Source organism: Microbacterium kunmingense, assembly GCF_023155745.1.
In the GTDB taxonomy this organism is placed as follows: Bacteria; Actinomycetota; Actinomycetes; order Actinomycetales; family Microbacteriaceae; genus Microbacterium; species Microbacterium kunmingense.
The window spans coordinates 162263-179452 of sequence record NZ_JAKNUS010000007.1 but is presented as its reverse complement, the minus strand read 5'-3'; the positions used below and the strand labels follow the sequence as shown (position 1 = coordinate 179452).

Annotated in this window: 16 protein-coding genes and 1 tRNA gene; 3 read left to right on the top strand and 14 right to left on the bottom strand. The window is 69.1% G+C overall.

The window, feature by feature from the left end:
- Window positions 1–16 precede the first annotated feature (16 nt).
- Window positions 17–856, top strand: a complete 840-nt coding sequence (locus tag MA875_RS12010) for a F510_1955 family glycosylhydrolase (RefSeq protein ID WP_082914452.1) — start codon at window positions 17–19, stop codon at window positions 854–856.
- 29 nt (window positions 857–885) lie between these two features.
- Here MA875_RS12010 and MA875_RS12005 read toward each other — a convergent pair.
- From MA875_RS12005 to dnaB, 14 genes are all read right to left on the bottom strand, one after another.
- Window positions 886–956: transfer RNA gene (locus MA875_RS12005), tRNA-Cys, on the bottom strand.
- A gap of 58 nt (window positions 957–1014) precedes the next feature.
- Window positions 1015–1329, bottom strand: coding sequence for a metal-sensitive transcriptional regulator (locus MA875_RS12000; RefSeq protein WP_067121078.1), 315 nt, complete (start codon window positions 1327–1329; stop codon window positions 1015–1017).
- Window positions 1330–1347: 18 nt separating this feature from the next.
- Entirely contained in the window at window positions 1348–3522 is a 2175-nt protein-coding gene (locus MA875_RS11995; RefSeq protein WP_067121080.1) for a heavy metal translocating P-type ATPase, read from the bottom strand.
- Between the two features lie 18 nt (window positions 3523–3540).
- The gene (locus MA875_RS11990; protein WP_067121082.1) at window positions 3541–4746 is read right to left on the bottom strand and encodes an FAD-dependent oxidoreductase; all 1206 of its coding nucleotides are present in this window, start codon (window positions 4744–4746) and stop codon (window positions 3541–3543) included.
- Window positions 4747–4808: 62 nt separating this feature from the next.
- Window positions 4809–5021, bottom strand: a complete 213-nt coding sequence (locus MA875_RS11985; RefSeq protein ID WP_067121084.1) for a YHS domain-containing protein — start codon at window positions 5019–5021, stop codon at window positions 4809–4811.
- A 143-nt stretch (window positions 5022–5164) separates the two neighbouring features.
- Window positions 5165–6685 carry a multicopper oxidase family protein gene (locus MA875_RS11980; RefSeq protein WP_101305190.1) on the bottom strand — a complete coding sequence of 507 codons (1521 nt, stop codon included), beginning with the start codon at window positions 6683–6685 and terminating at the stop codon, window positions 5165–5167.
- On the bottom strand, window positions 6682–7929 hold the full coding sequence (locus MA875_RS11975) for an MFS transporter (RefSeq protein ID WP_184214646.1): 1248 nt from the start codon (window positions 7927–7929) through the stop codon (window positions 6682–6684). Before MA875_RS11975 ends, MA875_RS11980 begins: the two co-directional genes overlap by 4 nt.
- The gene (locus tag MA875_RS11970; RefSeq protein ID WP_067119688.1) at window positions 7926–9077 is read right to left on the bottom strand and encodes an FAD-dependent oxidoreductase; all 1152 of its coding nucleotides are present in this window, start codon (window positions 9075–9077) and stop codon (window positions 7926–7928) included. The genes MA875_RS11975 and MA875_RS11970 overlap by 4 nt, the downstream gene beginning before the upstream one ends.
- Window positions 9078–9132: 55 nt before the next feature.
- Window positions 9133–9429, bottom strand: coding sequence for a metal-sensitive transcriptional regulator (locus MA875_RS11965; protein ID WP_067119691.1), 297 nt, complete (start codon window positions 9427–9429; stop codon window positions 9133–9135).
- Window positions 9430–9484: 55 nt separating this feature from the next.
- Window positions 9485–9727, bottom strand: a complete 243-nt coding sequence (locus MA875_RS11960) for a YHS domain-containing protein (RefSeq protein ID WP_067119694.1) — start codon at window positions 9725–9727, stop codon at window positions 9485–9487.
- A 49-nt stretch (window positions 9728–9776) separates the two neighbouring features.
- On the bottom strand, window positions 9777–12050 hold the full coding sequence (locus MA875_RS11955) for a heavy metal translocating P-type ATPase (protein ID WP_067119698.1): 2274 nt from the start codon (window positions 12048–12050) through the stop codon (window positions 9777–9779).
- A gap of 35 nt (window positions 12051–12085) precedes the next feature.
- Window positions 12086–13048: a DUF8832 domain-containing protein gene (locus tag MA875_RS11950; protein ID WP_067119702.1), complete on the bottom strand. Its 963-nt coding sequence runs from the start codon at window positions 13046–13048 to the stop codon at window positions 12086–12088.
- Window positions 13048–13257 carry a heavy-metal-associated domain-containing protein gene (locus tag MA875_RS11945; RefSeq protein WP_067119704.1) on the bottom strand — a complete coding sequence of 70 codons (210 nt, stop codon included), beginning with the start codon at window positions 13255–13257 and terminating at the stop codon, window positions 13048–13050. The genes MA875_RS11950 and MA875_RS11945 overlap by 1 nt, the downstream gene beginning before the upstream one ends.
- Before the next feature lie 303 nt (window positions 13258–13560).
- Complete coding sequence (dnaB, locus tag MA875_RS11940) at window positions 13561–14928, bottom strand: replicative DNA helicase (protein ID WP_248242503.1); 1368 nt, start codon at window positions 14926–14928, stop codon at window positions 13561–13563.
- Window positions 14929–15345: 417 nt separating this feature from the next.
- On the opposite strand from dnaB, the gene MA875_RS11935 reads away from it, so the two are divergent.
- Both MA875_RS11935 and MA875_RS11930 read left to right on the top strand, forming a co-directional pair.
- On the top strand, window positions 15346–15864 hold the full coding sequence (locus tag MA875_RS11935) for a GNAT family N-acetyltransferase (RefSeq protein WP_248242502.1): 519 nt from the start codon (window positions 15346–15348) through the stop codon (window positions 15862–15864).
- Between the two features lie 72 nt (window positions 15865–15936).
- Window positions 15937–17157, top strand: a complete 1221-nt coding sequence (locus tag MA875_RS11930) for a hypothetical protein (RefSeq protein ID WP_248242501.1) — start codon at window positions 15937–15939, stop codon at window positions 17155–17157.
- The last annotated feature ends 33 nt before the right edge of the window (window positions 17158–17190 follow it).

The following is a 17190-nucleotide window of genomic DNA, read 5'->3' as shown; positions in this document are numbered from 1 at the left end:
ACGCGGAGGTACGCGTATGCACGTCCATACGAAGACACTGGCGGCGGGCGCCGCTGCTTCCGCCCTCCTGATGCTGGCGGGGTGCGCGGACACTCCGACGTCGCCGCCGGCTGGGGACGGGCGCACCGGGGTACCGAGCCATGTCCACGCGGTGGTCGTCGCCCCGGACACTGACCAGCTTCTCCTGGGAACGCATGAAGGCATCTACGAGGTCACCGACACCGGGGAGTGGGGTGGCCGGGTCAGCACGGACAGCTTCGACGCGATGGGACTCACCGCCACTTCGCAGACACTGATCGCGTCCGGTCACCCCGGCCCCGGAAGCCCCGCCGAGTGGGGGGCACCGAACCTGGGCGTGATGCGCAGCACCGACGCAGGGGTGAGTTGGGAGTCGGTGGTGTTCGGTGGGGAGAAAGACTTCCACGCCCTCGCCGCCGGCGCCGATGACACGGTGTACGCCATCGCCACGGACGTCAGCGACGTGATCCGCAGCGACGACGCCGGGCTGACCTGGGAACCTACCGGTGCGGATCTGGTAGCGGCCAGTCTCGCCGTCGACGGTCGCGGACGGGTGATCGCGGCCACCGAAGAGGGTGTGCAGATCAGCACGGACGGCGGTGCGTCCTTCGCGGCGTGGCCCGAAGCGCCGCTGCTGTACACGTTGGGGGCTGCGGCCGACCGGACTCAGGTGGTCGGTGTCGGCACCGATGGGCAGATTTGGGTGACCGGAGCCGGTGCCGCGAGCTGGGAGCCGGCAGGTCGCGTGGACGGCCGGGTGCAGGCGGTCGGTATGGACGCCGCGGGCCGCATCGTGATCGTCGACGAGACCAGCGGCATCACGATTCTGCCCGGATAGCCCGCCGGGCACGCGACGGGCCGTATGCGAGGTGCCTACGGGAGTCGAACCCGTCTAGACGGCTTTGCAGGCCGTTGCCTGACCGCTCGGCCAAGGCACCGAGTGTCCCCTTACCGGGGACGTGGACGCAGCAGCGTGGGATCGCCCGTCTGGTCCGGTTAGGACCGGACCAGACGGGCGATCGCGTCGCTGGCTTCCTTGATCTTCTGCTCCGCCTGGTCACCCTCCATGCGCGCCGCGTCGAGCACGCAGTGTTTCAGGTGGTCGTCAAGCAGCCCGACGGCCACGGCCTGCAGGGCGCTGGTCAGAGCGCTGATCTGGGTGAGGATGTCGATGCAGTACTTCTCTTCATCGACCATCTTCGAGATGCCCCGCGCTTGACCTTCGATCCGCTTGAGCCGGTTCAGGTATCGGTCTTTGTCGGTGATGTACCCGTGGGGGGCGTGAGCGGTGTCAGGTGCGGGTGTGGTCATGGCCGGGTTCCTTCGGGTTTAGCTGTCCAGCGCTGCGCGGGTGCTGGCTTCGGGGCTGAGGTCGATGCGGCGCAGCAGCTGCGCGTTCAGGGCGACCACGACGGTGGACAGGGACATCAGGATCGCACCGATCGACATCGGCAGGACGAACCCGATGGGGGCGAGCACGCCGGCGGCGAGCGGCACGGAGATCAGGTTGTACCCGGCAGCCCACCACAGATTCTGCTTCATCTTCCGGTACGCCGCACGCGACAGCTGGATCACCGACAGCACACTGCGCGGGTCGGAGCTCGCGAGGATGACCCCGGCGGACGCGATCGCGACGTCGGTGCCGGCGCCGATCGCGATGCCGACGTCGGCCTGCGCGAGGGCGGGGGCGTCGTTGACGCCGTCGCCCACCATCGCGACCTTGCGGCCCTCCTTCTGCAGCTCGGCGACCTTGCTGGACTTGTCCTCCGGGCGCACGTGCGCGAAGACCCGGTCGATGCCCAGCTCGGCGCCGACGGCGTTCGCGACGGCTTCGGCGTCGCCGGTGATCATGACCACCTGGACACCCAGCTTGTGCAGGGCATCGACGGCTTCACGGGACTCGGGGCGGATCTCGTCGGCGAGCTTGAGCCCGCCGATGACTTTTCCGTCCCGGGTCACGTGCAGGATGATCGCGCCCTCGCTACGCCACGCGTCCGCCGTGTCGACCTCGCTGGCACCGACGTCCTCGAGCAGACGGGGACCGCCGACACGGATCTCCGCACCGTCGACGGTCGCGGTGACACCGACCGCCGGGGAAGAGGAAAACCCGGTCGCCTTCGGCAGGGTCAGGTTCTTGTCCTTCGCGGCGCGAACGATGGCCCTAGCGAGCGGGTGCTCACTGTCGGCCTCGGCCGCCGCGGCGATCGCGAGCACCTGGTCAGCGTCCAGGTCACCGACCGGTTCCACGGCGGAGACGGTGGGCTCGCCCTTGGTGAGGGTGCCGGTCTTGTCGAACAGCACGGTGTCGACGGTGCGCATGCTCTCGAGCGCGAGCCGGTCCTTCACCAACACCCCGCCACGGGCGGCGCGCTCAGTGGCGATGGACACCACCAGCGGGATCGCCAGGCCCAGCGCGTGCGGGCAGGCGATGACCAGCACGGTGATGGTGCGCACGACCGCCGCATCGGGATTGCCGACGACAGTCCACACCACCGCGGTGATCGCGGCGGCGCCCAGCGCGAACCAGAACAGCAGCGCCGCCGCCTTGTCGGCGATCCGCTGCGCCCGAGAGGACGAGTTCTGTGCCTCCGTGACCAGCCGCTGAATACCCGCGAGGGTGGTCTCATCCCCCGTGGCGGTGACCTCCACGCGAAGGCCGGAGTCTGTGGCGACGGTGCCCGCGGTAACGGGGTCGCCAGTGCCGCGGGCGACGGGGCGGGATTCACCGGTGACCATGGACTCGTCCATGTCGGCGCGGCCGTCGACGATCTTCCCGTCGGCGGGGACGCTGCCGCCGGGGCGGACCACCACCACGTCCCCGACCTGCAGGTCGGCGGGTGAGACCTTGACGATCTGGTCCCCTTCGACGCGCTCTGCCTCATCCGGGAGCAGCGCCGCGAGGGTGTCCAGCGCGGAGCTGGTCTGGGCGAGGGAGCGCATCTCGATCCAGTGACCGAGCAGCATGATCACGATCAGCAGCGCCAGCTCCCACCAGAACTCCAGCTCGTGGTGCAGCAGGCCCAGGGTGGCGCCCCAGGACGCGAAGAACGCGACCGTGATGGCCAGACCGATCAGCAGCATCATGCCGGGTTTGCGGGAGCGGAGTTCGCTGACCGCACCGGTCAGGAACGGCCACCCGCCCCACGCGTACATGACGGTGCCGAGGACGGGGGCGATGAACAGTGCCCAGTCGGGGACGGTGTAGCCGAGGATCATCGCGAACATCGGGGAGAACGCCACGACCGGGACGGCGATGATCAGGTTGATCCAGAACAGTCGCCGGAACTGGCCGACGTGATCCCCGTGCCCACCGTGCCCGCCGCCGTGGCCACCACCATCGTGACCTGCGTGGTCCCCGTGGCTGGCCTGCGTGCCGTGGCCGGTGTGGGTGTCGTGCTGGGTGGGCGGCTCGGGGGTGTGGTCGCCGTGGCGGGTGTCTCCCCCGGTGGCGGTGGCGGCCTTGCCGGTGGGGTGGTCGGTGTGGTGTGCGTGCGGGTCAGTCATCGGTTCACTTCCCTGTGCCTAGCGTTGGTGTGAGTCTGCCGTCGCGGTTCCCGCGGAGGCGAGGTCCTGCGGATCGGTCGCGGCAGGAGTATGAAGGTTCGGCATCCACCCGAACACCGCGGGCACGGCGTCCAGCCCGAGCACCCCGACGGGGACACCGTCATGCTCGTGGACGACCAGGAGCGGGTCGGTAGTGTCGATGCGTGCGGAGGTGTGACCCCCGGTGATCCCGGCACCGGCGACCATCATGCCGTGCACGGTTGCCGTGAAGGGGGCGCGGGGCTGGTAGTCGCCCGGGTGGGTGCCGGCGCCGAGGTCGGCGAGCATGGTGCGTGCGGCATGTTCACCCTGCGCGGCCGCGTCCGACCAGTGATCGATGCGCCAGGCGCCCAGGGTGGTGTCATAGTGTGCGGCGACCCCGCCGGCGCTGTAGACGCCGGGGGTGGCGGTGCGCAGCTTCCCGTCCACGATGACCCCGTCTTCCCAAGGGGCGGGGCCGGTCGGGGTGGTTCCGTGGGCGATGATCAGCAGATCCGCCGTCAGCTGTGTGGTGTCGTCCAAGGCGAGCTCGAGCTGTGTGCCGGTGTCAGTGACGGCGGTGAGGGTGCGGCCGAACGCGACGTCCACGTGCTCCCGGTGCGCGGCGGCGAGGCGCTCCGCGGCGCCGGCGCCGAACACGCTGACCCCGGGGGTGGTCGCGCGGGCGAGGAGGGTGACCTGATGTCCACGGTCGCGGAGCAGCGTGGCGGTCTCGGCCGCGACCAGACCGGCACCGGAGATGACGATCTGCGCGGGGCGGCCAAGCGTGCCCAGGAGGTCGCGGACGGCGACCGCGTCTTCCAGGGAGTGCAGGGTGGTGACCCGTCCTGCCTCCGTGGCGGCGGTCAGGCCGGGCAGCGTGTCCGGCAGCAAGCGGGGGGTGCTGCCGGTGGCGAGGAGGAGCGCGTCGTACGGTTCGATCCGGCCGGATGCGAGCCGCACGGTCTTTCCCTGTGGGTCGACCTCGACCGCGGTGTCACTTATGACCTCCACCCCGGGGGTGACGACCTGTTCCGGGGTGAGCAGCCCGATCGCGACCCCCTTGTTGACCAGGGTGCGGTTGTACGGGGCCTGTCCGGTGCGGTCGACGAGGGTGACGCTCACCGTGCCGGAACCGTGAAGAACGCGCGCCGCGGCCGCGCCGGCGGCGCCGGCTCCCAGGATGAGGACCTTCTGGGGTGACAATGTTGCTCCTTGCGTCTCGCGAATGTGGGGGCTGGTGACCGGTATCCCCGGCCTGTGGTCGGTTAGGCGGCCGTGGCGTACTTGGCGGGGTCGGCGTCGAAGAGGGGGCCGCAGGCGGAGCAGCAGAACCAGTACCGCTGCCCGTCGTAGTCCCGGTAGAGGCCTTGGGCTTCCGCGGTGCTCTTGCTGACGGTGCTGCCGGGCATCACCGGGCAGGTGACGATGTCATCGGCGGGGGTGCCGGCGGGTGCTTCGTGGTGATGGTCGTGGCTCATATCCGTTGCTCTCCGTGATGTGGGTCCGGGGCGGCAGCCGTCGTCGCTGCCTCGTTTGTCTGCGTCCGAACCCCTCCAGGCTATACCCCGTACGGGTATGACAACAGGTGGGGTGTGGCGTGTATTCCCTGGACTGCTGGTGCTCAGGGGCGGTAGGCGAGCACGGTCATCATCCCGGCTTCGCCGTGGTAGATGTTGTGGCAGTGGGTCATCCATTGGCCGGGGTTGTCGGCGTCGAACTCGAGGTCGAGGGTTTGGTTCGGCAGCACGATGGAGGTGTCTTTGCGGGGGCCGCCACCGGCGTGCTGATAGGTGTGGCCGTGCAGGTGGAAGGGGTGCCACATGTCGGTGTCGTTCGTCACCCGCAGCCGCACCCGTTCCCCCGCGACCAGTGCGTGCGCGCCGCGCAACGGGTTGTGCATGTCGAACTGGGTGCCGTTGAACCCCCAGTCGTAATTGGCCATGCTGCCGGTGAGGGTGAGGTCGAGGGTGCGGTCCACGTCACGACGGTCGAGGGTGACCTCGGGTGCGGCGAAGAGCATGCTCGCCACCGCGACGACGCGGCCTTCGCCCAGTTCGGCGATGTCCGCGTCCGGGGTGGGCGCCTGTCCGCTGCCGGTGCGGATGATGGCGAAGCCGCGTTCCCGCTTGCCTTCGGCCTCCGCCACCAGGGGGAACGCACCGTCGCCCAGGGTGACGATCACGTCGTAGCGTTCCCCCATTCCCACCAGGACGCTATCGGCAGCGACCGGGTCGACGGGGAACCCGTCGGTGTGGGTGACGGTCAGCCGGTGCCCGCCGATGGCGACGCGGAACGCGGTGTCGCCGCCGGCGTTGATCAGCCGGATCCGTACCCGCGTGCCGGGCGTGCCGGTGAATTGGGCGGGGTCGGCGGCGGGTTTGCCGTTGATCAGGTAGTGCGGGTAGTACACGTCGCCGGCGTCGCCGCCGAGTAGGTCGGAGTCGGCGCCCATCAGCATGTTCCCCATCCGCATGAACATGTCGCCGTGCCCGCCCATGTCGCCCATTCCTTCTCGCAGCTGCTCGAGCACCGCGTCGGGGGTGGCGGTGACCCCGTCCAGCCAGTCGTCGAGGACGATGACCCATTCGTCGTCGTAGCGCAGCGGCTCATTCGGGTCTTCGACGATGAGCACCCCGTATAGGCCGGTGTCCAGCTGGGCGCCGACGTGCGGGTGGAACCAGTGCGTACCGGGGTCGGGGGCGATGAACTCGTATTGGAACGACTCGCCGGGGCGGGTCGCGGTCTGGGTGAGTGGGGGGACGCCGTCCATGTCGTTGCGGAGTGCCAGGCCGTGCCAGTGCACGGACGTGTCGACGGGGAGGGTGTTGCGCAGGGTGGCCTGCAGGGTGTCTCCTGCCTGGACGCGCAGGACAGGCCCGGGGATGCTGCCGTAGGAGAACGTGGACGCGGGTGTTCCTGCCAGATCGAGGGTCGCCGCCGCCGCCGTCAGCGTCGCGGTGACCACGCGGCCGGTGCCGCCACGGCCCCGTTCGGTGCGGTCGACGGCCGCTCCCGTCGGGCTGACCCAGGCGGGGGTGGGGGTGCAGGCGGCCAGAGCTCCAACCGCGGCGGCGGTGGCGCCGAGGGCGAGGAAGCGTCGCCGGGTGAGGTGGGGGGAACGGCGGGGCGCGGGGGCGGTCATGGTCGGCGGGTCCCTTTCGGTCGATGTTGCGTGGCGGGCGGTGTGAGCTCCGTGGGGGTGCGCAGGTGGGTGAGGGTGGCGGTGATGCTGAGCAGCACCACCACTCCCCCCAACACGGCCGCGGCTCCAGGGAGGGTGAGAGCGGGGACGAGGAAGCCGGCCAGCACGACGGGGACGGACATCGCGAGGTAGGAGATCGTGTAGATCACGGCCATAACGGTGGCGCGCTGCCCGGGGTCGACGTGCGGCAGCAGGGTGCGCATCGCGCCCATGAAGGCAGTCCCGAACCCGGCACCCACGACCGCGACACTGGCGAGGTACCCGGGCAGAGTTGGCACGGCCAGCGCGGCGAGGCTGAGCACGGTGCCTGCGCCGAGAGACACGGCCCCGAACACGCTGATCCGCCGGGCGGTGGCCCCCTGCAGTGCGGTGGCGGCGACCACCCCGGCCGCGGCGAGGATGATGATGGACCCGGCCTGGTGCAGGTAGGTGTCGGCGTGGAACCGGGTGGCGATGATCCCCGGTCCCAGGGCGAGGAACAGACCGTTGGTGACCCACCCGGCGATGATGGCGGGGGCGACCGAGACGATGATCCGCCGCCGCGTCGCCGCCGAGACCCGCCGGGCCCGTGGGTCCGGTCCCGCGTCCCCGGGAAGGACGGGTGGGGTGGGAATGGTCCAGGCGGTGGCGGCGAGGAGAGGGAACACCGCGGCGAGGAGCAGAAAGATGGTGCCCGCGTCGATGCCGGGTAGGTCCAGCAGTCCAGCGGCGGTGAGCGCCCCGAGCCCGAGACCGGCCATGGGGGCCACGGTGTTGGCCAGCGCGGCCGCCCCCAGCCAGCGGGAGGGTTCGTGGTCGACCATCATGGCGTTCAGAACCGGGACCAGCAGTCCCGCCGCCAGGCCTTGCAGGGCGCGGGCGGCGAGCAGCAGCAGGAAGGAATCGGCGGCCCAGAACATCAGCAGGCTCACCGACAGGGCCACCGATCCGACGGTGAGGATGCCGCGACGCCCGACCCGGTCAGAAAGCGACCCGAGCGTCAGCAGTGCGAGCAGCAGCGGGATGGCGTAGATCGCGAAGATAAGAGTGGTGGCCACCGGGGGCAGCTGGAGCTGCTCGGTGAGTTGCGGGTAGAACGGGGAAGGCGCCGACGCGGCCGCCATTAGCACGACGGTGCCGGTCACGGCGAGACAGAACCCGCCGCGGGCACGAGTGGCCGGGGTCACAGGGGTGGCGGCGGTCATGCGGCGCTCTCGTGCAGGTGCTGGGCGGTTTCGTGGACGGTGGCGACCGCGTCGACACCGCTCACCCCCACCAGAGCACCGTTGAGCGTGTGCGTGACGAGGGTGCCGGGTCCTGGGCCCTGTCCTTCGGTGGCGGGCGTCATGGTGTACCCGATGCCGGTGATGGCGGTGCCGTGGATCAGTGACGTGTAGGAGCTACGAGGACGGTAGGGTCCCGGGTCGGCGGCGCCGGTGCGGTCGTGGAGCACCGCGGCGGCGGCGTGCTGTCCTTGCGCGGCCGCGTCGGCCCAGTGATCCAGGCGCCAGATCCCGAGGTGGTCGTCGCGGTGTATGGCGGTGCTGCCGGCCGCGTACACGTGCGGGGCAGTGCTCCGCAGCCGGTCATCGACAGGCACCCCGGAAGAGAACGGTCCCGGTGCGGTGGGGGCGTTGCCGAGGGCGGTGATGAGCAGGTCGGCGGAGAGCGTGGTGGTGTCATCCAGGGTGATCCCCAGCAGCGGGCTCCTGTCACGGACGGCGGTGATCGTGCGGCCCAGGAATGTGGTGATTTTGCCGCGATGGATGCCGGTGATGTGGGCGGCGATCTGCGCGCCGAAGGAGGCCCGCCCGGGGATGCGGGAGCGGCTGATGAGGGCGACGTGATGTCCGGCGGCGTGGAGTGCGGACGCGGTCTCCGCGCCGGTGAATCCGCCGCCGTAGATCGCGACCCGGGACGGCCCGGCGGTGCGGGTGAGGTGTTCTCGGATCTGTTGGGCGTCCTGGATGCTGTGCAGGGTGACGACCTGGTGCCGTGCAGCGGGAGTGTGCCGCCCGGGCAGGCCCGGGGTGAGGGTGTCCGGGCGGCTGCCGGTGGCGATGATGACCGCGTCGTAGCGCAACTGTGCGCCGGAGGCGAGGTGCACGATGCGGCTGATCGGGTCGAGGTGGGTGGCGGTGTCTGCCAGCACGGTGACGGGCGGGAGCGGCGCGTGGATGGTCTCGGGCAAGGTGGGACCGAACGCGACGCCGGTGATGTGCATCCGGATGTACGGGGTCTCGTGGGTTCTGCCGACCAGGGTGACGTGGATGTCCTCGTGGCGGGCGAGGGCTGTTGCGGCGGCGACGCCGGCTGCTCCTGCCCCGAGGATGAGGACATGGTGGGTGGGCATGAGGTGCAGTTCGCTTCCGGGGTACGGGGGTCGCGGCGCTGCGAGGAGGGCAGGGTCAGGACCGGATCAGCTGGGTGATCGCGGTCGAGGCGGCATCAAGGACGGTGTCGTCGGTGAGGGTGCCGGTGGCGTGCGCGTGGCGCAGGTAGTCCGTCAGCAGGGCGAGACCGACACCCTGGAGCGCGCGTTGGGTGGCGGAGATCTGGGTGAGGGTATCGATGCAGGGGCGTTCCTGCTCGATCATCCCGGTGAGCCCGCGAATCTGCCCTTCCAGACGGCGCAGCCGGTTCCGGTAGGTGCGGGGGTCGGTGATGTAGCCCGGTTCGCGGGCGGCCGCGATGGTGGAGGTCATGAAGGGTCCGGTCTCCCGGTGCCCGCACGGGGTGTGTGGGCACCGGGAGTGAGGCTCAGGCCATGGCGGCGGCGTAGCGGGCCGGGTCCGCGTCGAACGCGGGACCGCAGCCGGCGCAGCAGAAGTAGTACCGCTCGCCCTCGTAGTCGCGGAACAGGCCGGCCGCCACGGCGGTGGCCTTGTTGACCGGGGTGCCCTCCATCACGGGGCAGGTGGTCATGTCGGCGCCACCGGCGGCGTCGAGGAGGTTCTCACGGCCGCCGGGGGCGGGGGCGCTGGTGCTGCAACAGCTGGACATGGGTGGTGTTCCTTCCGATGTGGGTGGTAGGTGCTGCCGGGTTGCCCGGTCAGCGGGCGATGCTCTTGAATCCGCGCAGACGCAGGCTGTTGCCCACGACGAACACGCTGGACAGTGCCATGGCGGCACCGGCGAGCATCGGGTTGAGGAGACCGAGGGCTGCGACCGGGATCGCGGCCGTGTTGTAGGCGAAGGCCCAGAACAGGTTGGTCTTGATAGTGCCGAGGGTCTTGCGGGACAGCCGGATCGCGTCAGCGGCGCTGCGCAGGTCGCCGCGGACCAGGGTGATGTCCGAGGCCTCGATCGCGACGTCGGTGCCGGTTCCCATCGCCAAGCCGAGGTCGGCCTGCGCGAGCGCGGGGGCGTCGTTGACACCGTCTCCGACCATCGCGACGACCTTTCCCTCGCCTTGGAGGCGGGTGACGACATCGACCTTGTCCTTCGGGAGGACTTCGGCGATGACCTGGTCGATACCGACCTCGGCGGCGATCTGGCGGGCGACCGCCTCGTTGTCGCCGGTGAGCAGCACCGGAGTCAGGCCGAGTGCCTTGAGCTGGGCGATGGCCTCCTTGCTGGTCGGCTTGACGGTGTCGGCGACGATGAGGATGCCGCGAGCGGCACCATCCCATCCGACGGCGACGACGGTCTTGCCTTCGCTTTCGGCCTGCGCCTTCGCGGCGGCAACCTCGGCGCTCAGGCGCAGCGACCACTCGGCCAGCAGCGATTCCCGGCCGACGATGAGTGCGTGTCCGTCGACGACACCCTGCACGCCCTTGCCTTCCAGGTTCGTGAACCCTTCCACGGTGGGGAGGGTGCCGGTCTGCTGGGTGGCGCCCTTCGCGATCGCCTGCGCGATGGGGTGCTCGGAGGCGTCTTCGAGTGCACCGGCGAGGCGGAGTAGCTCGTCCGCATCGGTGCCCGGCTCGGTGACGACGTTGACCAGGGTCATCTTGCCGGTGGTGACGGTGCCGGTCTTATCGAGCACGACGGTGTCGACCTTGCGGGTGGATTCCAGCACTTCCGGGCCCTTGATCAGGATGCCCATCTGCGCGCCGCGGCCGGTGCCGACCAGCAGCGCGGTCGGCGTGGCAAGACCCAGGGCGCACGGGCACGCGATGACCAGCACGGCGACGGCGGCGGTGAACGCGGCAGCGACAGGGAACCCGGCACCCAACCATGCCCCCATCGCGACGACGGCGATGAGGATCGCAATCGGGACGAACACGCCGGAGATCTTGTCGGCCAGGCGCTGCACCTCAGCCTTTCCGGTCTGGGCGTCCTCGACGAGCTTGGCCATCTGCGCCAGCTGCGTGTCCGAGCCGACCCGAGTGGCGCGAACTACCAAGCGTCCGCCGGCGTTCACCGTGGCTCCGGTGACGGGGTCGCCTTCGGCGACCTCGACCGGGACGGATTCGCCGGTGAGCATGGAGGCGTCCACGGCGGACGTGCCGGAAACCACGACACCGTCGGTGGCGATCTTCTCGCCCGGGCGGACGATGAACTCGTCCCCCGCCTGCAGGTCCTCGACCGGGATCTTCGTCTCCACCCCGTCGCGCAGCACGGATACTTCCTTCGCGCCGAGCTCGAGCAGCGCGCGCAGCGCGGCGCCGGCCTGACGCTTGGACCGCTTCTCGAAGTAGCGGCCGGCGAGGATGAACATCGTCACCCCGGCGGCGACTTCGAGGTAGATGTTCGCGGCTCCTTCCGAGGGGGCGAGGGTGAGCTCGAACGGGTGCGTCATCCCGGGGGTGCCGGCGGTGCCGAAGAACAGCGCGTACAGCGACCACAGGAACGCGGCGGTCGTGCCCATCGAGATGAGCGTGTCCATCGTCGCGGTGCCGTGCTTGAGGTTCGCCCACGCCGCCTTGTGGAACGGGAACGCCGCCCACACGATGACCGGCGCCGCCAGCGCCAACGACGCCCACTGCCAGTAGGTGAACTGCAGGGCGGGGACCATCGCCATCGCGATGACCGGGACGCTCAGGACGATGGAGACGATGAGCCGATTGCGGAGGCTGGTCAGCTCCGGGTCGGCATCGTCCGCGTCCCCGCCCTCGGCGGTGTCGTTCTTGGCCTTCTTCGGGGCCGGAAGCGCCGCGCTGTAGCCGGTCTTCTCGACCTCGGCGATCAGCAGGGCCGGGTCGTATCCGGCGGGGATGGTGACCTTCGCCTTCTCGGTGGCGTAGTTGACCGTGGCGGCGACGCCGTCGAGCTTGTTCAGCTTTTTCTCGATCCGCATCGCGCAGGAGGCGCAGGTCATCCCGCCGATCTGGAGTTCGACGGCGGAGTCCGCGGTCTGTTCTGCGGGGGCTGTGGTGCTCATGGTGTTCCTTCTTCTCTCAGATCACCGCGGGGCGGTCAGTGACCGTCGCCCGTGTCGCTGTGTGTGTCGTCCGTGTCCGTGTCGCCGGTGCCGTGCCCGGCGTCCACGACGAACTCGGCGGTGTGGACCTGCCCGTCGACCTGGAAGTCGAGGTAGAGCAGGTACCGGCCGGTGGTAGGCGCCTCGGCCGCGAATCGGATGTCGGGTCCGGCGGTGTCGCCGTCCTGCGGGTCGTCGCCTTCGGCGTGCACGTGCAGGTAGGCCAGGTCCCCATCGCGCAGCGCGACGAGGTGCCCGAAGGCCCCAAGGTACGGCTGCAGGGTGGTGACTGGCTGCCCGTCACGGGTGACCGACAAGGTTAGCTCGGAGCTCTCCCCCGCGGTCAGGTCCCCATCGAGGGTGACCGTGTACCCGTCGACCTCGCTTGTCGTCGACGTGGCGGTCGCCGGGTTCGGGGTGAACGCGCCCGCGACGTCGACCGTGCGGGTCAGGGTGACCTTGTCGGGGCCGTCGGCGACGTCCGGCACGAAGTCGGCATAGATCCGGTAGCTGCCGGCTTCGGTCCACTCCCAGGAGGTCGTCCAGGTGCCGGTGGCCTCGTCGAGCGTGGGGTGCACGTGCCGGAACTGGGTTCCATCGGTGCGCACCACGATCAGGTGCAGGTCCTTCTCATGCGAGGACTCGTACGCGGTCAGCGCAGTCCCGTCAGCGTCGAGGATCTGGAAGCTCAACTCGCCTGACTCGCCCGTTCCGGTGGGCGCGGCGATCGGGCTGAGTTCGTATCCGTAACCGGAGAGGGAGACGCCGGGGATGGTGGCGGTCTCGGCGGTGTCCTCGCCGGTCATGCCGGCGTGATCGGCCATCGAGCTGTCGTCAGCCGCGGCCGTCCAGTTGGCGACGGCGCTGTCCGGGACGACAGCTGCCGCGATGCCGAACGCCCCGCCGAAAGCCACGACGACGCCGGCGCCATACAGGCTGAGTCGTCCCGCAGCGTTCATCAGGCGCGCACCGCGGAGTAACCAGCCTCGTCGACCGCGGCCAGCACGGCGGCGTCATCCAGAGCACTGGTGGAAGACACGACGAGCTTGCCGGTCTGGGCGCTCACCTGGATCTCGTCCACGCCGGGGATCTGGGAGACCTCTTCACGGATGGACATCTCGCAGTGTCCGCACGTCATGCCGGTGACCTGGTACTCGCTGGTGGCCATGATGGTTTCCTTCCGTCGGTGATGCGCCAGAATCGGCGACACCCACCCTAACACCCCTACCCCCCTAGGGTATTCCGGAGTACTGAGGAAATCGTGGTGTCCATGCTCAGATTTGTTTGTGGCATCGCGTGAGACCTACCGCCTCGAACCGGCCGCCTGTGCGTGAATTACGTCTCCCGCCCAGCAGCTATCCCCTTGCTGCAGGAGAGATCACCCGAACCACCCGACCGAAATGTCCATATGGACACCACGTGGACACTTCATCTGCGAAATGGACATTTTAGAAAAATCCCTACAATTGTCCTACATCCCCACAGCCATGTCGGTGAACCGCGAGAAATGACCCTGGAACGCCACGACGACGGTGTCGGTCGGCCCGTTGCGGTGCTTGGCCACGATCAGATCGGCCTCTCCCGCGCGGGGACTGTCGCGCTCATACGCCGCCTCCCGGTGAAGGAGGACGACCATGTCGGCATCCTGCTCGATCGATCCCGATTCACGGAGGTCTGACAGCGCCGGCTTCTTGTCGGCTCGCTGCTCGGGACCACGGTTCAGCTGCGACAGGGCGATCACCGGCACCTGGAGTTCCTTGGCGAGAAGCTTCAGGGCACGGGAGAACTCCGAGACCTCCTGCTGACGCGACTCGACGCGCTTGCCGCTCGTCATCAGCTGCAGGTAGTCGATGATGACCATCTTCAGACCGACCCGCTGCTTGAGGCGACGGCACTTCGCGCGGATCTCGACGAGGGTCATGTTCGGGCTGTCGTCGATGTAAAGGGGCGCGTCATTGATCCGGCCGCGCGTGGAGGCGATCGTCGTCCAGTCGCGCGAATCGAGGGTGCCCTTGCGCATGTTCTGCAGCGGCACAGCCGCCTCGGCGCTCATCAGGCGCATCGCGATCTCGCTTCGCCCCATCTCGAGGGAGAAGACGATAGTCGGCATGTTGTTCTTGATCGCGGCCGCACGCGCGAAATCGAGAGCCAGGGTTGATTTGCCCATAGCGGGCCGTGCCGCGACGACGATCATCTGACCGGGGTGCAGACCGTTCGTGAGCTGGTCGAGTCCTGAGAAACCGGTCGGGATGCCGGTCATCTGACCGTCGCGCCCCCGCGCGGCCTCGATCTCGTCGACCGCAGCGTCGACGGCAATGGTCAGCGGGACGTAATCCTCGGTCTCCTGCCCGCTGTTGACGGAGTAGATCTCGGCCTGGGCGTTGTTGACGAGCTCGATCGCATCGCCCTCGCCCTTGTAGCCCATCTGCACGATGCGCGTCCCGGCCTCGACGAGACGGCGCAGCAGCGCGCGCTCCGCCACGATCGATGCGTAGTAGCCCGCGTTTGCCGCCGTCGGCACGATCGAGGTGAGCGTGTGGAGGTAGTCAGCACCGCCCGCGCGCTGCAGGTCGCCGGTCTTGATCAGTTCGTCGGTGACCGCGATGACGTCGGTCGGCTCGCCGTGCGAGTACAGCGACAGGATCGCCTCGTAGATGACCTCGTGCTTCGGGATGTAGAAGTCCGCGCCGCGCAGCGTCTCGATGACGTCGGCGACCGCATCCTTCGACAGCAGCATTCCGCCGAGCGTGCTCTGCTCGGCGGCCATGTCGTGCGGTGGCGTGCGTTCCGGCTCGCGGCGACCGCCCATGCGTTCATCAGAGATGTCTGCGATCGACATAGGCGATGTGTTCTCCCACTTCTTGTGCGCGCGCGAAAGCAACGAACCGTCACGCCGGCCCCGGGTCGGTGATCTCCCGCAGCGTCCACATCGACGCTGTGCGCGCGGCTCGTCCTGAGCTCCACTCACGCTAAGGAGGGGCTCCGACAGTCGCAAGACGACCTGTGGATAACTCTGTGCAAACTGTGCGCGAAACGCCGCATGGCCTGTGAACAACCGCTGTGGACAACTTTGGGAATGGGCGGGTCAGTCGCGTCTGATATTGCCTTTGATCAGGCTTTTCCTGACCCGCAGAATGTGGATAACGATGTGGTTGAAGTATTCGTTGAAGGTTTGCCGACTTGACAAACAGGTGTGGACAACCTGCGAGCGGTGTCCGCGGTCATCCGGATGCCGCAACACCGCGAGGATGGAAGGGTGACGTATCAGATTCTCGAGGTCGACGTGGACGATCCGCGAGCCACGAGCCTGCGCGCCCACCTCGATGAGGACCTCGACCGACGGTACGGTCCGCTGAACCGAGACGAGCCCGCCGAGGTCGCGGCCGCGCGGATCGAGGCGCTTCGCGTAGCGCCGGATGACGTCGTATCGACCTGGATCGCCCTCCTCGATGACGAGCCGGCGGGACACGTCATGCTCCGCCGCCTTGGAGCCGAGTGGGAACTGAAACGTCTCGTCGTGACATCCGGCGCTCGCGGCCGCGGCATCGGCCGCGCCCTCACCCACCGGGTCATCGACCGAGCCGTGGAAGGCGGCGCACGACGCCTCATCCTGCAGACCGGCGCTCCGCAACCGGAGTCGATCGCGCTGTACTCCAGCCTCGGATTCACCCCGATTCCGGTGTACGAGCCGTACCGCGCCACCATGCCGAACTCGCTGTGCTTCGAGCTGCGGCTCGATCCGGGGCCCCTTGACAGGCTCATAGCTCAGTCATAGGGTCGGAAATCCAGGCACCCCAGATCCGCGCGATGACGCGCGGAGCGAATCATTCGCGTGCGGAGGTGAAGGATGGACTCGGCAGTCCCCGGTCGGAACCCGCGACTCGCGCAGCTTGTGCTGGCGGGGTTGGGCGTCGCGATCGGATGGATGCTGGTGTCCTTCGTGCTCGGACTGTCGTCCTCGAGCGCACTCGCCGATGAGTCGCAGGATTCTGGGGGACTGCTGGGTGCCGTGACCACCGTCGCAGAAAGCGGCACGGAGGCTGTCGGCCCGGTGGCTCAGCCGGTCGTCGAGACCGCCGGTGACGTGGTCGGCGGGGGGACCGCGACGGTCGAGAAGGTTGCCGAGCCCGTCGCGGACGCGGTCGACACGGTCGCAGAACCTGTCCTCGACATGGCCGGAGAGGCCGTCGGCGAGATCGTCGGCGGCGGAGCAGTGGTCGTCAACGACGCTGTCGGCGCCCTCACCGGCACAGCCGGGTCCGCCGTCGACGGTGTCACCGATAAGGCGGGCGTCCTGTTGGACGCAGCCCCGCTGCAGCCCATCGTCACCCCCGTGGCCGACGTCGCGTCATCCGCACTCGACACCGTCGGTGACGTGGTGGAGTCGGTGGGTGAGCAGGGACCCGTGTCGGGGGTTGTGGGCGTCGTGACCGACGTCGTCGAGCACACGCCGATCGTCGGTGACGTTGCCGAGGAACTCGGCCTTCCCGACGCGGTCGAGCAGGTCGGCGGATCGCTCGACGGCGGCCTCGGGTCGATCGGTGAGACGATCGGCGAGTCGGGTGACAACGTCGCGCCCGCCGCCCCGATCCCCGCGTTGCCCGTTGTCCGGCCGCCGCTTTCCACCGACCGCCCTGAGACCGGGCCTTCCCTCGTTCCGTCCACGTCGATCGTCGACGTCGCCGTTCCGGAAACTCAGAAGGCGGATGCAGCCGAGACGGCCTCGCTCGCAGCATCCGGCATTCTTCAGCTCTTCCAGAGCCTGTACGGTGCATCCCCGGCGCCGATCGGACCGGGAACGCACACCGTCGTCACAACGGCGGAAGCGAGCGACGCGTCCACCATCCCCGCCGTCGCCTTCGATCGCGGCGGACCCTTCGACTCACCCGGGGGAGTTCTCCCCGGCGATGCCACCGCCGCCGCGTCCGGCGGCGCCGGCTTCGGCGCCTGGGGGCTGATCGCCTTCGGACCGCTCTTCGCATACCGTGCCTGGATGCGACGCGCCGGTCCCGACGACGACCGCCTGCCCGGGGCGCCGATCTACGACACCGATTCCTCTCCCGACTGATGGACTCCGCGCCGCTTTGCGGCGCCCGCAGAG

Coding starts and splice junctions, on each gene's coding strand:
- MA875_RS12010 (WP_082914452.1), top strand. CDS start 17: ATGCACGTCCATACGAAGACACTGGCGGCGGGCGCCGCTGCTTCCGCC.
- MA875_RS12000 (WP_067121078.1), bottom strand. CDS start 1,329: ATGACCACACCCGCACCTGACACCGCTCACGCCCCCCACGGGTACATC.
- MA875_RS11995 (WP_067121080.1), bottom strand. CDS start 3,522: ATGACTGACCCGCACGCACACCACACCGACCACCCCACCGGCAAGGCC.
- MA875_RS11985 (WP_067121084.1), bottom strand. CDS start 5,021: ATGAGCCACGACCATCACCACGAAGCACCCGCCGGCACCCCCGCCGAT.
- MA875_RS11980 (WP_101305190.1), bottom strand. CDS start 6,685: ATGACCGCCCCCGCGCCCCGCCGTTCCCCCCACCTCACCCGGCGACGC.
- MA875_RS11975 (WP_184214646.1), bottom strand. CDS start 7,929: ATGACCGCCGCCACCCCTGTGACCCCGGCCACTCGTGCCCGCGGCGGG.
- MA875_RS11970 (WP_067119688.1), bottom strand. CDS start 9,077: ATGCCCACCCACCATGTCCTCATCCTCGGGGCAGGAGCAGCCGGCGTC.
- MA875_RS11965 (WP_067119691.1), bottom strand. CDS start 9,429: ATGACCTCCACCATCGCGGCCGCCCGCGAACCGGGCTACATCACCGAC.
- MA875_RS11960 (WP_067119694.1), bottom strand. CDS start 9,727: ATGTCCAGCTGTTGCAGCACCAGCGCCCCCGCCCCCGGCGGCCGTGAG.
- MA875_RS11955 (WP_067119698.1), bottom strand. CDS start 12,050: ATGAGCACCACAGCCCCCGCAGAACAGACCGCGGACTCCGCCGTCGAA.
- MA875_RS11950 (WP_067119702.1), bottom strand. CDS start 13,048: ATGAACGCTGCGGGACGACTCAGCCTGTATGGCGCCGGCGTCGTCGTG.
- MA875_RS11945 (WP_067119704.1), bottom strand. CDS start 13,257: ATGGCCACCAGCGAGTACCAGGTCACCGGCATGACGTGCGGACACTGC.
- dnaB (WP_248242503.1), bottom strand. CDS start 14,928: ATGTCGATCGCAGACATCTCTGATGAACGCATGGGCGGTCGCCGCGAG.
- MA875_RS11930 (WP_248242501.1), top strand. CDS start 15,937: ATGGACTCGGCAGTCCCCGGTCGGAACCCGCGACTCGCGCAGCTTGTG.